13 protein-coding genes are annotated in these 13436 nt (G+C 35.0%); 12 read left to right on the forward strand and 1 reads right to left on the reverse strand.

What is annotated here, in order from left to right; translation table 11 throughout:
- The first annotated feature begins 182 nt into the window (after positions 1-182).
- The 4 genes from mvk to AST02_RS01245 all read left to right on the forward strand — a co-directional run bounded on the left by mvk (position 183) and on the right by AST02_RS01245 (position 5103).
- Entirely contained in the window at positions 183-1106 is a 924-nt protein-coding gene (gene mvk / locus AST02_RS01230) for a mevalonate kinase (RefSeq protein WP_069815110.1), read from the forward strand.
- Between the two features lie 5 nt (positions 1107-1111).
- Positions 1112-2095: a diphosphomevalonate decarboxylase gene (gene mvaD, locus AST02_RS01235; protein WP_069815338.1), complete on the forward strand. Its 984-nt coding sequence runs from the start codon at positions 1112-1114 to the stop codon at positions 2093-2095.
- A 12-nt stretch (positions 2096-2107) separates the two neighbouring features.
- Positions 2108-3184 carry a phosphomevalonate kinase gene (locus AST02_RS01240; protein WP_069815112.1) on the forward strand — a complete coding sequence of 359 codons (1077 nt, stop codon included), beginning with the start codon at positions 2108-2110 and terminating at the stop codon, positions 3182-3184.
- A 314-nt stretch (positions 3185-3498) separates the two neighbouring features.
- Complete coding sequence (locus AST02_RS01245) at positions 3499-5103, forward strand: alpha-glucoside-specific PTS transporter subunit IIBC (protein ID WP_069815114.1); 1605 nt, start codon at positions 3499-3501, stop codon at positions 5101-5103.
- Between the two features lie 64 nt (positions 5104-5167).
- Here AST02_RS01245 and AST02_RS01250 read toward each other — a convergent pair whose 3' ends face one another.
- Positions 5168-5920, reverse strand: a complete 753-nt coding sequence (locus tag AST02_RS01250) for a MurR/RpiR family transcriptional regulator (RefSeq protein WP_069815116.1) — start codon at positions 5918-5920, stop codon at positions 5168-5170.
- Positions 5921-6149: 229 nt separating this feature from the next.
- Here AST02_RS01250 and AST02_RS01255 point away from each other — a divergent pair, with 229 nt between their 5' ends.
- The 8 genes from AST02_RS01255 to AST02_RS01290 all read left to right on the forward strand — a co-directional run bounded on the left by AST02_RS01255 (position 6150) and on the right by AST02_RS01290 (position 13429).
- The gene (locus tag AST02_RS01255) at positions 6150-7232 is read left to right on the forward strand and encodes a Gfo/Idh/MocA family protein (protein ID WP_069815118.1); all 1083 of its coding nucleotides are present in this window, start codon (positions 6150-6152) and stop codon (positions 7230-7232) included.
- A gap of 18 nt (positions 7233-7250) precedes the next feature.
- Positions 7251-7967, forward strand: coding sequence for a ThuA domain-containing protein (locus tag AST02_RS01260; protein ID WP_069815120.1), 717 nt, complete (start codon positions 7251-7253; stop codon positions 7965-7967).
- A 19-nt stretch (positions 7968-7986) separates the two neighbouring features.
- A complete protein-coding gene (locus AST02_RS01265) occupies positions 7987-9033 on the forward strand; it encodes a Gfo/Idh/MocA family protein (RefSeq protein ID WP_069815121.1) in 1047 nt (348 codons plus the stop codon).
- A 30-nt stretch (positions 9034-9063) separates the two neighbouring features.
- Positions 9064-10032: a sugar phosphate isomerase/epimerase family protein gene (locus AST02_RS01270; protein ID WP_069815123.1), complete on the forward strand. Its 969-nt coding sequence runs from the start codon at positions 9064-9066 to the stop codon at positions 10030-10032.
- A gap of 245 nt (positions 10033-10277) precedes the next feature.
- Positions 10278-10619 (forward strand): DUF1450 domain-containing protein, encoded by a 342-nt coding sequence (locus AST02_RS01275; RefSeq protein WP_002508430.1) that lies wholly within the window; start codon positions 10278-10280, stop codon positions 10617-10619.
- Between the two features lie 454 nt (positions 10620-11073).
- Complete coding sequence (locus AST02_RS01280; RefSeq protein ID WP_069815125.1) at positions 11074-12009, forward strand: aldo/keto reductase; 936 nt, start codon at positions 11074-11076, stop codon at positions 12007-12009.
- A gap of 262 nt (positions 12010-12271) precedes the next feature.
- Positions 12272-12814, forward strand: coding sequence for a flavodoxin family protein (locus AST02_RS01285; RefSeq protein WP_069815127.1), 543 nt, complete (start codon positions 12272-12274; stop codon positions 12812-12814).
- Positions 12815-12949: 135 nt separating this feature from the next.
- Positions 12950-13429 (forward strand): GNAT family N-acetyltransferase, encoded by a 480-nt coding sequence (locus tag AST02_RS01290; protein ID WP_069815129.1) that lies wholly within the window; start codon positions 12950-12952, stop codon positions 13427-13429.
- Positions 13430-13436 lie beyond the last annotated feature (7 nt).

The following is a 13436-nucleotide window of genomic DNA, read 5'->3' on the forward strand; positions in this document are numbered from 1 at the left end:
AAATTATTAATAATAAAAGACATATTAGATGCGCTAACAACGAGACTTAGAACACGAAATTTCCTGGGAAATTTAAGCAGAATGCATTGTGGTGTTCTGAAATGACTAAAATCAGTGTGGTCTGTAAGGTGTAGCGTACTTAAAATATAAAACTAAAGAAAATACTAAAGGTGATTGAGAATATGACACAACAAGGATATGGGGAAGCAAATGGAAAAGTAATATTAATTGGTGAACATGCTGTTACATTTGGCGAGCCAGCAATTGCGATTCCATTTACGACCGGGAAAGTGAGAGCGAAAATAGAATCTATAAAAGAACCTCTTTCTTCATGTATTAAAAGTGATGTATATGAAGGTGAGTTAATTAATGCACCTGAACATTTAAAGGCAGTAATAACTCGTTTTGTAGAAAAATATGAAATCCAAACACCTATAAAAGTTTCGATTGATACAAACTTACCACCATCTAGAGGGCTAGGCTCAAGTGCTGCAATGGCGGTTGCTTTTGTGCGTGCAAGTTTCGACTACCTCAATAAACCATTATCTGATGAGGTGTTGATAGAAGAAGCCAATTGGGCGGAACGTATTGCACACGGTAAACCAAGTGGCATTGATACACAAACGATTGTATCGAATAAGCCAGTGTGGTTTAAGCAAGGTAACGTGACGACATTAAAGCCATTAGAATTGAATGGTTACATGATTGTTATTGACACAGGTGTACTCGGCTCTACAAAACAAGCAGTAGAAGATGTACATAATTTATGTAAAGAAGATAATGAGTACTTAGAACATGTGAAACATATTGGTCAACTTGTACACGAAGCAAGTGACTCTATAGAGCATCATAACTTCGAAAAATTAGCCTCTATCTTTAATTTGTGTCAAGAAAGCTTACGTACATTAACGGTAAGCCATGATAAAATTGAAACATTACTTGAGGCAAGTAAACAACAAGGCGCTATTGCTGGAAAATTAACTGGTGGCGGTCGCGGCGGTAGTATGATTGTACTTGCTTCAACCTTAGAAGTGGCTGAGAAAATTGTTGAAAGTGCGCAAAATTTAGGTGCACATCATACATGGATTGAATATTTAGGAGGTTAATGACGTTGGTTAATAGTGGTAAAGCACGTGCACATACAAATATTGCACTCATAAAATATTGGGGTAAAGCTGATGAAACTTATATTATTCCGATGAATAATAGTTTGTCGGTTACATTAGATCGCTTTTATACTGAAACTAAAGTGACATTTGATGAGAGCTATACTAAAGATACGCTTATTTTGAATGGCCAAGCAGTAAATGACGCAGAAGCAGCTAAGATACACCGTTTTATGGATGTGTTCCGCGAATTAAGTCAAACCTCAATGTTTGCATATATTGAGAGTGATAATTATGTCCCTACAGCAGCAGGGTTAGCATCTTCAGCAAGTGCCTATGCGGCATTAGCAGCAGCTTGTGATGCGGCTTTGAATTTAGGGTTAACAGGCAAAGCGTTATCTAGATTGGCTCGTAGAGGGTCAGGATCTGCTTCTAGAAGTATCTATGGCGGTTTTGTAGAATGGGAAAAAGGGTATGATGATGAGACATCATATAGTTTTCCTGTTGAAGCAGATAATTGGGAAGACGAGTTAGCAATGATATTTGTTGTCATTAATAATAAATCGAAAAAAGTTTCAAGTCGTGCCGGTATGTCACTTACACGTGATACATCACGTTTTTATCAATATTGGTTAGACCATGTGGATGAGGACATAGCGTCAGTTAAGCATGCAATAAATCAAAAAGACTTTAAACAATTAGGTGAAGTGATTGAAGCCAACGGTTTGCGCATGCATGCAACAAACTTAGGTGCACAACCGCCGTTCACTTATATGGTCGACGACAGTTATTTAGTGATGGACATCGTAGACCAATGTCGTAAGGCGGGTCATCCTTGTTACTTTACGATGGATGCTGGTCCAAATGTTAAAATTTTAGTAGAAAAGAAAAATAAACAAGCGGTTGTTGATGCATTACATAAATCGTTTAAAGAAGACCAAATCATTGCGAGCGACATTACACGTACAGGCGTAGAAATTATTGAGTAAGGAAGAGATAAAATGATTCAAGTTAAAGCACCAGGGAAGCTATACATTGCAGGTGAATACGCAGTTGTCGAACCTGGGTATAAATCAATATTAATCGCAGTGGATCGATTTGTAACTGCTTCTATTGAAGATTCAAATGCACCACAGGGTACGATACATTCTAAGACCTTACATCATGAACCAGTCACATTTCAAAGACGTGAAGATAAAATTGTAGTTTCAGATTTAAATGCTGCGAAACAATTGAAGTATGTCATCACAGCAATTGAAATCTTTGAACAATTTGTAAGAAGTAATAATATGCCTTTAAAACATTTCAATTTAACAATTGATAGTAATTTAGACGATACAAATGGGCATAAATATGGTTTAGGTTCTAGTGCAGCTGTCTTGGTATCAGTTGTTAAAGCTTTGAATGAATTTTATGGTATGCATTTATCTAATTTATATATTTACAAACTTGCAGTTATTGCAAATATGAAATTACAAAGCTTAAGTTCTTGTGGTGATATTGCTGTCAGTGTTTATACTGGCTGGTTAGCTTATAGTACGTTTGATCATGAATGGGTATCACAGCAAATTGAAGATACGTCAGTCAATGATGTATTGAATAAAAACTGGCCTGGCCTTCATATCGAACCATTACAGCCACCAGAAAATATGGAAGTGCTTATAGGTTGGACTGGGTCACCAGCTTCATCACACCATTTAGTGAGTGAAGTAAAACGCTTGAAATCAGATCCTACCTTTTACGGTAAATTTTTAGAACGCTCTCATTTATGTGTTGAGAAGTTGATACATGCTTTTAAAACGAATCATATTAAAGGGGTGCAACAAATGATTCGCATCAACCGTGAGATTATTCAATCTATGGATAAAGAAGCGACAGTTGATATTGAAACTGCCCATTTAAAAGTATTGTGTTCTGTAGCTGAAAAATATGGCGGCGCTGCCAAAACATCAGGCGCAGGTGGTGGAGATTGTGGCATAACGATAATCAATAAAGGTATTAATAAGCAACGTATTTACGATGAATGGTTAGAAAATGAAGTAAAACCTTTGGAGTTTAATATATACCATGGTCAATAATGAAAATGAACAGTATGAAGCTGAGGCATAAATATATGTCCCACTCACTACTGTTTTTTATTTTGCTGAAATTGAATAAAAGTAAACGATGTAGCAACTAAACCTAAGACACTGATAAGCAACGCATAATACGTTGTCGTTAATCTGAACACATCTAAATAACTCAATGGAAAATTTACCTCTTAATGGAAATAAATTCAGTTGTAGAAATGAATTGTCTAAATGTACGAATGTTATTGAACTCATTGAGATTAAAGCATACGATCATCTTAAGAAAGCGCTTACAATAATGCAGTGATAGAAGGGTGATTATTATGAATTTGGGACGTAAGTTTGGAGATGCAATTCGTAGATTTGGTGGCGCAATGATTGTTCCAGTATTATTATTTCCATTTTTCGGGATTATTATTGGCATAGCTACACTGTTTAAAAACGAGGCGATTATGGGTCAGCTGGCTGATCCTAATGGTTTATGGTTTCAAATATGGTCATTAATTGAAAATGGTGGGTGGACGGTATTTGAAAATATAGAACTTATTTTCGTTATCGGCTTACCTATATCACTAGCTAAAAAGTCAGCTGGCCATGCAGTAATGTCTTCGGTAGTAACTTATATGATGTTTAATTATTTTATAAATAGCATATTAACGACATGGGGGCCTGCTTTTGGTGTGGACTTTAAGGGCGATGCGGGAGAAGTCACAGGTATTACTGAACTCGCAGGTATTAAAACCTTAGATACAAATATTATCGGTGCACTCATCATCTCAGGCATCGCGATTTGGTTACATAATCGATATTATGATAAGAAATTGCCAGAGTCTTTAGGGATATTCCAAGGTTCGCCGTTTGTTGTCATGATAGCATTCTTTGCTATGATTCCATTAGCATTTTTAACGAGTTGGGGATGGCCTATTGTTCAAGGATGGATTGCTTCGTTACAAGTATTTTTAGCTTCATCAAGTTACGTTGGCGTATGGCTTTTCCACTTTTTAGAACGTATTTTAATTCCGACAGGATTACATCATTTCATCTACACACCGTTTGAATATGGACCGGCAGTAGTCGATGGTGGTATTAAATCGTATTGGATTTCTCATTTAACTGAGTATTCACAAACAACAAAACCACTAAAAGAAATTTTTCCAGGTGGTGGATTTTTATTACAAGGTAATATTAAAATGTTCGGCTCGATTGGTATAGCACTTGCGATATATTCAACGGCAAAAGCACATAAAAAGAAAGAAGTTGGGGCATTATTATTAGCTGCTACTTTAACAGCCGTGTTTGCAGGTATCACAGAGCCACTAGAATTTACGTTTATCTTTATAGCGCCGTTTCTATTTTTAATTCACGCTATTCTCGGAGCAACAATGGTGACCATTATGCATGGGTTTGGTCTTGTAGGTAATTTAGGCGGCGGCTTTATTGAAATCGCAGCAACCAATTGGATTCCATTGTTTGGTTCGCATTGGGGAACTTACGTCGCTCAATTTATTATAGGCATTATATTCATATTCATTTATTATTATCTATTCAGATTTATTATCCTAAAAATGGATATACCTATGCCAGGTAGAGAGAAAGATGATGAGATAGATGCTAAGCTCTATACGAAACGTGATTATAAGGAAAATAAACACAAAAAAGCGAGTGATAAAAACGAATATGAAACAAAAGCTGCAATTTATTTAGAAGGCTTAGGTGGCACGGAAAATATTGCTGATATAACAAATTGTGCAACAAGATTACGTGTGACCGTTAAAGACCCTGAAAAAGTAGAAGAAGATGGCTATTTTAAAACAGTGGGTGGTGCGCATGGACTCGTGAAAAGCGGGAAAAACGTACAAGTCATCGTAGGACTTTCGGTTCCACAAGTGAGAGAAGCGGCAGAACAAATTATTAAGCACGAATCGTAAGACTATAAAATTAAATATGATGTAAAACAAACCAGTATCGTTGTTTTACATCATATAATTTGTATCATTGTTTGGAAATTTTGTAGTTGTGATATGTTCTAGCGATAAAATCAAAAACGACATAATATGGTGTAAAACTGTAATGTTTCGTATTATTAAAAAATTGCATTGGTGCACTGTTAACATAAATATTGAAGGCGGCATTTTTGGCAATATAGTTGTCATGCAATGTCGTGATAGAGACGTAATGCAATTCACGTGATTTAATGAGTTGAATAGGTTCTTTTAAATTTTTAGTTTCACCCGATAAAGAAATGATGAAAAGTAAATCTTCTGGTGACATTTGATCTATAGCTAAGCGCAATTCATTTTCATCATTAACAACAATAGAGCGTTTAGAGATAGAAAGCATATGGCGTTGTGCTTCCCTGGCAACATTTTGTTGGGCCATGCCTGTGCCGAAGATATAGACGAAAGGTGCAGCTTCTAATAAGTGGTTTAAAAGTTTATAGTCGAACATTTGAAGGTGTTCTACAGTTCTTTGCACATCTTCGACAATCGGGTCTGTGCTTGCTAAATGTGATGGTTGCGCGTTGTTTTCCATTTTTAGGTAAAACTTAAAGTTGCTATAGCCTTCAAAGCCCATCTTTTTAACGAGCCTATGAATCGTTGAGATGGAAGTATGCGTGAGTTTACTTAAATCATGGATTTTCATAGCTGACATGTCATCCATGTTTTGACGTATGATATTGATGATATGTAAATCATTTTCAGTTAATTGCTCAAAGTATTTATTTATAAGATGATCAAGTACCATATGTGTGGATTCCACCTATTCATTGGAAAATTTTCCGGAATTTGAAAATATATTCTAATGTTAATATATAAAATCTAAATACGTCAAATTTATTGGTATTTTTAACATTGTATTTTAATATGAAATTAAGTATTAACCTTTTAAATGTAATAAAGCTTAAATTTAATACGACTTTTTGTAAGCGGTTACTTTTAAAGACTGAATAAATTTAATATAAAGGGATGAGTCTATGAATGTGAAAATTGGAATAATTGGATGCGGTGGCATAGCTAATGGTAAGCATTTACCAAGTTTAGAAAAAATCCCAGAAGCAACTATGGTCGCTTTTTGCGATATAGACGTAGCTAAAGCTGAATCTGCAGCGACAACTTACGGTATAGAAAACGCGACAATATATGAAGATTACAAGCAATTACTCGAAGATAAATCTATAGAAGTAATACACGTGTGTACACCTAATAATACACATAAGGAGATAACAGTTGCAGCATTAAATGCTGGGAAACATGTAATGTGCGAGAAACCAATGGCTAAAACTTCAGACGAAGCCCGTGAAATGATCGAGGCGGCGGAGCGAAATAATAAAAAATTAACAATTGGTTACCAAAATAGATTTAGAGCTGACAGTCAACATTTACGAAAAGTGACGCAACGTGGAGACTTAGGAGATATTTATTATAGTAAAGCGCAAGCAATTCGACGTCGTGCAGTTCCTACGTGGGGTGTGTTCCTAGATGAAGAGAAACAAGGCGGCGGACCATTAATTGATATTGGTACACATGCTTTGGATTTAACATTATGGATGATGGATAATTACGAACCAGAGTCTGTTATGGGATCTACTTTTCATAAATTGGGGAAACAAGAAAATGCAGCAAATGCATGGGGATCATGGGATCCAGATAAGTTCACTGTTGAAGACTCAGCGTTTGGTTTTATTAAGATGCGTAATGGCGCAACAATCATCTTAGAATCTAGTTGGGCGCTCAATTCTTTAGACGTAGACGAAGCAAAATGTGCATTGTCAGGTACGCATGGTGGTGCGGATATGAAGGATGGTTTACGCCTCCATGGTGAAGCATTTGGCACTTTATATACGTCTCAAATTGAAGTAGATAATGCAGGTGTTGATTTTTATGAAAGTGAAAAAATCGATGAAGCTGAAGAAGAAGCACGTGCTTGGATAGATAATATTATTCATGATACTGAACCAGTCGTAAAACCTAAAGAAGCGTTTGTAGTAACTCAAATATTAGAAGCGATATATGAATCTGCAAAAACAGGAAAAGCGGTATATCTCAATAATCATTAATCAAAGGGGAGCTTACTATTGAATATAACAATTTGGAATGAATTTCGTCATGAACAAGAAAGTGCTGAAGTAAAAAAAGTTTATCCTGAAGGTATTCATAAAGCATTAGCGTCTTTTCTAGAGCATGAACACCAAGTTAAGACGGCAACACTAGACGAACCCGAACATGGTCTGACAGACGATGTATTAGCGAATACAGACGTGTTAGTTTGGTGGGGGCATAAAGCACATGATGAAGTCGAGGATATCATTGTAGAAAAAGTGAAACAACGTGTGTTGGATGGCATGGGTCTTGTTGTGTTACATTCTGGCCATTTCTCGAAAATTTTCAAAAACTTAATGGGCACTACGTGTGACCTTAAGTGGAGAGAAGCAGATGAAAAAGAACGATTATGGGTAGTTGATCCGACACATCCGATTACTGAAGGCTTAGATTCATATTTTGAATTAGAGAAAGAAGAAATGTACGGAGAGCATTTTGATATCCCAGCACCAGATGAAACAGTATTTATTAGCTGGTTTGAAGGCGGAGAGGTCTTTAGAAGCGGAGCGACTTTTAAAAGAGGTAATGGCAAAATATTCTATTTTAGACCAGGCCATGAAAGTTATCCGACATATTATAATGCCAATATCCAACAAGTCATCAAAAATGGCGTGAAATGGGCATGCAATACCAATACACCGAAACATCAGTATGGCAATGCTCAACCGTTAGAGGAAATAAAAGAAAAATAGGGTTGGGAGTTTGGTTACTATGGAGAATGTAGAAAAATTAAAAATCGGCATTATTGGTTGTGGCGGTATTGCGCAAGGTAGACATATTCCAGCATTTCAAAATTTAAGTCATCTTGCTGAAATTGTGGCAGTGCAAGACGTCAATCAAACACTAGCAGAAACAGTAGCGGATAGATTCACAATTGGTAAAGTGTTTGAAAGTTATGAAGCTATGTTTGAAAAGGTTGATGCTGTAGCTATTTGTACGCCGAATAAATTCCATGCAGAAATCAGTATTGCTGCTTTAGAAGCAGGGGTTCATGTATTTTGTGAGAAACCAATGGCGATGAATCAAATAGAGAGCGAACAGATGGTTAAAGCTGCTAAGCGTGCTGGCAAATTATTGGCAATAGGCTATCACTATCGATTTACGGATGCTGCAATTACCGCAAAAAATGCGGTGGATGAAGGTGTAGTTGGAGATGCACTCGTCACACGTGTACAAGCTTTACGTAGGCGAAAAGTACCAGGTTGGGGTGTGTTTACGAATAAAACATTGCAAGGTGGCGGCAGCCTAATTGATTATGGATGCCACTTGTTAGATTTGTCATTGTGGTTATTAAAAGATGTCGAACCCGTTGAAGTGATTGGCAAAACATATAACAGACTAAGTAAAACGCCGAATCAAATCAATGATTGGGGAGAATTTGATCATGAAACGTTTGATGTAGATGATCATGTCACGAGCTTTATTACTTTTGAAGACCATTCAACGATGCAATTTGAATGTTCTTGGTCAGCAAATATTAAAGAAGATACAAAGCATATAAGCATTTCAGGGGTAGACGGCGGCTTAAGTTTATATCCTTTTGAAATTTACCAACCAAGGTTTGGCACATTTTTTACAGAACAAGCTGATGCGGCACATGATGAAGAAATTGCAGCTCAGAGACAAGCGCTTAATTTTGTGAACAGTTGTCTAGGCCATGAAGCGTTAGTCGTGCAACCTGAACAAGCGCAAAAAATTAATATATTAATAGATGCAATATATCAAAGCAGCACAGAAGGACATAGTATTCGATTGTAATGTTTTAAAATTTTGAGGAGGGTTTAATTTATGAAAATTGGTGTGTTCTCAGTATTATTTCAAGATAAAAATTTTGAAGAAATGTTGGACTATGTAGCCGATGCGGGTGTTGACATGATTGAATTAGGTACTGGAGGTAATCCAGGTAATCAATTTTGCCCTTTAGATGAATTATTAGAAGATGAAAGTAAAAGAGCTGAATATTTAGAGCAAATACATCAACGCGGTTTAGGTATTAGTGCTTTTAGCTGTCACAATAATCCAATTTCACCAAATCAAGATCATGCACAAGATGCACATGATACTTTGTTTAAAACAATAAAATTAGCGGCATTACTAAATGTGCCAGTGGTTAATACTTTTTCAGGCGTAGCTGGCTCGGATGAAACAGCAAAGTATCCCAATTGGCCAGTAACGCCATGGCCGACAGCCTATTCTGAAATATTAGAGTGGCAATGGGAAGAAAAATTAATTCCTTATTGGAAAAAAGCAGCACAATACGCAAAAGAACAAGGTGTCAAAATTGCGATTGAACTACATGCAGGCTTTTTAGTACATACACCTTATACGTTGTTGAAATTAAGAGCAGCAACAAATGATGCGATTGGTGCTAACTTAGATCCTAGTCATTTGTGGTGGCAAGGTATCGATCCAGTTGCAGCAATTAAAATTTTAGGTCGTGAAAATGCCATTCATCATTTTCATGCTAAAGACACATACATTGATCAAGAAAATGTAAATATGTATGGTTTAACGGATATGCAACCTTATGGCAATGTACAAACGCGTGCTTGGACGTTTAGAACTGTAGGCTATGGTCATAACCCACAAGTATGGGGAGAAATCATTAGCGCATTGAGAATCAATGGCTATGATTATGTCGTAAGTATCGAACATGAAGATCCGATTATGTCGATTGAAGAAGGCTTTACTAAAGCAGTAAATAATTTGAAATCAGTCAATATAGAAAATCCTGCACCAGATTTATGGTGGACTTAAAAGTCTATGAAGTGAGCTTAGTATGCGAATATAAAAGCATATACTAAGTTCACTTTTTATTTATAAGACAACTTGAATCAAGTCATGATAGGAAAACAGTGTAATTAAAAACTTGAAATTTTCACTAAAAAGAGTAAAATAATTAGAGTTGTAAATACAAAAAAATCGCGAATGCGTGCACATATACATATTAAATCAGTATTGAATTTTTGAGTCTGTATATTACTAGAAAGGTGAGGGTGTAGTTGCAAAACAAGTTTCTGATTTGTGATGATTGTCAGGGTGTGGATTGTAAATCATTAGAAAAAAAGCTGACGAAATTAGACCCTGAAGCTGAAATAGAGATTGGCTGTCAGTCCTATTGTGGGCCAGGTAGACGAAAAACATTTGCATTTGTTAATAACCGTCCGCTCGCTGCACTAACAGAAGAAGAACTCATGGAGAAAGTAATGAAACAGTTACAAAAACCGAGAGATCCAGAAGAAGAAGAGCGTTTGAGACAGCGTAATGAACTGCGTAAACGCCGTAAAGAAGAGCAAGATAGAAAACTGAAAGAGAAACTCGCACAGCGAAAAAGTGCGAAATAACATATAGATGTAGTGTTCATAGTGACAATATTTGAAAATGAATCGGCAGTGGTGAGACTTAGGAATTTAAGTTGCACTGCTGTTTTTTTAATTTTTTATGGAAATGCGTGTTGTTTTGGTCCGAGCAATTTATTTAATATATTAGAATTATCATGATAAATTTTATAAAGATAGTATTATATTTAGTTCATTTGTTGATAAAAGTAATGAAATGATTTAAAAATACAATTTCTTTATGAAACCACTCATAAAATGAGCTAAAAAGGGTAAATACAAATTATGAAGTTAGTGAAACAATTAAATTTTAATGGTTATTTGCACATCGATGTTTAGACAACTATTTATTAAGACGTGCATAAGATTGTTCAATAACATTGCGAGGCTAACGAGCATAAATATAGAAATCGTATTTTAAAATACGTGATTCATATTTAATATAAGGAGCTGAAGAAGTTTGGTGGAAAAAGTACAATTAGGTAAATCAGATGTTAAAGTATCACCCATTGCTTTAGGAACGAACGCAGTAGGGGGTCATAACTTTTATAATAATTTAGATGAAGAACAAGGGAAAGAAACTGTACGTACAGCGATTAGAAATGATATTAATTTATTAGATACGGCGTTTATCTATGGACCTGAACGTTCAGAAGAACTTGTTGGCGAGACAGTGAAAGAATTTACTAGAGAAGAATTTGCGATAGCTACGAAAGGTGCACATTATTTTGATGAAGACGGAAATGTACAAATCTCTAATGATCCAGAATTCTTAAAAGAACAAGTGGCACAAAGTTTAAAACGTCTACAATTAGACTATATTGATTTGTATTATATTCATTTTCCAGATGAATCAACACCTAAAAATGAAGCCGTTGCAGCTTTAAAAGAATTGAAAGACGAAGGCAAAATCAAAGCCATTGGTGTTTCGAACTTTAGTTTAGAACAATTGAAAGAAGCGAATAAAGATGGCTACGTGGATGTCGTTCAAATGGAATATAATTTATTGAATCGTAAAAATGAAGCGATTTTAGAATATACTTCAGAAAATGATATTACATTTATTCCATATTTTCCATTAGTATCAGGTCTTTTAGCTGGTAAATATACAGAGAACACGAAGTTTGATGATCTTCGTGCTGAAAATCCAGAGTTTCAAGGTGAAAGATATCAAGAAAATTTAGAAAAAGTAGATCAACTCAGAGTGATTGCTGATAATCATAGAGTAGATGTAGTACATGTTGTATTAGCGTATTATCTTACTAAACCATCATTAGATGTAATCATTCCAGGAGCCAAACGACCAAACCAAGTCGTGGATAATTTAATAACTCTTGATTTTAAATTAACAAACGAGGAAATCGAAAAAATAGAACAATTATTTCCAATAGCATAATAATATTACAGTAGATGGACCATGAAGCGTTTATCTACTTTTTATATTTATAAACTTTAAACCTAAAAATATACATAAATAGTATGTTGGAAAAGTACTATTTTTGAGCAAATATTTTAATTTATTAATGTATTTTCATTTATCTGTTTAATAATGACATTATTTAGTGTAGGATTATTAATTAAGTTTACCTAAATAATGAAATGTATAATTATAAAGCTCAACAGATATATTATTAATTTAGTAGTAGAAGGAGATTATTATGATCACAGTTTTATTCGGGGGCAGTCGACCAGAGGGGAATACTGCTCATTTAACTAAGGCGGCCATAGCAGGATACGACTACGAATGGATAGATTTAACACAATATCAATTAAATCCAGTTAGAGATGTAAGACATGATAATAAGGTAATAGAATCATATAATGATGATTATAAAGAGATTATTGATAAAGTATTAGCGAGTGAAACGATTATTATTGCTTCACCGGTATATTGGTATAGTTTATCGGCATCAGTAAAAGCATTTTTCGATCATTGGTCTGAAACATTAATGGATCCCAATTATAAAAATTTTAAAGAAGAAATGGCAAAAAAAGATTTTAGATTAATCATCGTTGGTGGCGATTTCCCGAAAGTTAAAGGAAAACCATGTATCACTCAAGTGAAGTATAGCTTGGAATTTATTGGTGCAACGTTATCAGGTTATATTATTGGTACTGCTGAAAAGCCAGGTGATATTGAAAAGGACGTTTATGCATTAAAACGTGCACAAGAATGGCAACAAACATTAGGCGAAAAGTAAATATATAAAAGATAGTTTGAGCAAATGATTTATGTTGTTCAAACTATTTTTAATCTAGATAGATAAAGTATTTTGAATACTAAAATTATGTTATAATGTAGCTATTATTACCTATCTAAATAGGGGGAGAGCAACATGCATAAAGTAAGAAAAGCAACTGCAGAAGATGTTGTCAGCATCAGAGATGTAGCAACAAAAGCGTGGTATAATACGTATTTAAATATTTACGCAGCTAAGACAGTAAATGAATTATTGGCTGCTTCATATAATGAACAACATTTACTTAAACGTTTAGAAGATCAATTGTTTTTAGTAGTTGAAGAAGACGAAAATATTATTGGTTTCGCTATATTTATTTATGGCACTGAATTATTCTTGTCTGCACATTATGTGAGTCCATCATGGCAACATCATGGTTATGGTTCTAATCTATTGTCTGAAGGCATTCGCTATTTTAAAGATGATTATAATGAAGTTTATTTAGAAGTAGATAATAAAAATGATGAGGCTATGACATTCTATCAACAAAAAGGTTTTGAAAAAGTACGCTCATACACACATGTAATGTACGGTGAAGCAATGGACTTAGCGTTGTTACGTAAGCCATTAAAATAATCTGCAA

Source organism: Staphylococcus equorum (genome assembly GCF_001747895.1).
In the GTDB taxonomy this organism is placed as follows: domain Bacteria; phylum Bacillota; class Bacilli; order Staphylococcales; family Staphylococcaceae; genus Staphylococcus; species Staphylococcus equorum_A.

What these genes read in the sequence shown, in the direction of transcription:
- mvk (WP_069815110.1), top strand. Translation starts at nt 183, where the DNA reads ATGACACAACAAGGATATGGGGAAGCAAATGGAAAAGTAATATTAATT.
- AST02_RS01240 (WP_069815112.1), top strand. Translation starts at nt 2,108, where the DNA reads ATGATTCAAGTTAAAGCACCAGGGAAGCTATACATTGCAGGTGAATAC.
- AST02_RS01245 (WP_069815114.1), top strand. Translation starts at nt 3,499, where the DNA reads ATGAATTTGGGACGTAAGTTTGGAGATGCAATTCGTAGATTTGGTGGC.
- AST02_RS01250 (WP_069815116.1), bottom strand. Translation starts at nt 5,920, where the DNA reads ATGGTACTTGATCATCTTATAAATAAATACTTTGAGCAATTAACTGAA.
- AST02_RS01255 (WP_069815118.1), top strand. Translation starts at nt 6,150, where the DNA reads ATGAATGTGAAAATTGGAATAATTGGATGCGGTGGCATAGCTAATGGT.
- AST02_RS01265 (WP_069815121.1), top strand. Translation starts at nt 7,987, where the DNA reads ATGGAGAATGTAGAAAAATTAAAAATCGGCATTATTGGTTGTGGCGGT.
- AST02_RS01270 (WP_069815123.1), top strand. Translation starts at nt 9,064, where the DNA reads ATGAAAATTGGTGTGTTCTCAGTATTATTTCAAGATAAAAATTTTGAA.
- AST02_RS01285 (WP_069815127.1), top strand. Translation starts at nt 12,272, where the DNA reads ATGATCACAGTTTTATTCGGGGGCAGTCGACCAGAGGGGAATACTGCT.
- AST02_RS01290 (WP_069815129.1), top strand. Translation starts at nt 12,950, where the DNA reads ATGCATAAAGTAAGAAAAGCAACTGCAGAAGATGTTGTCAGCATCAGA.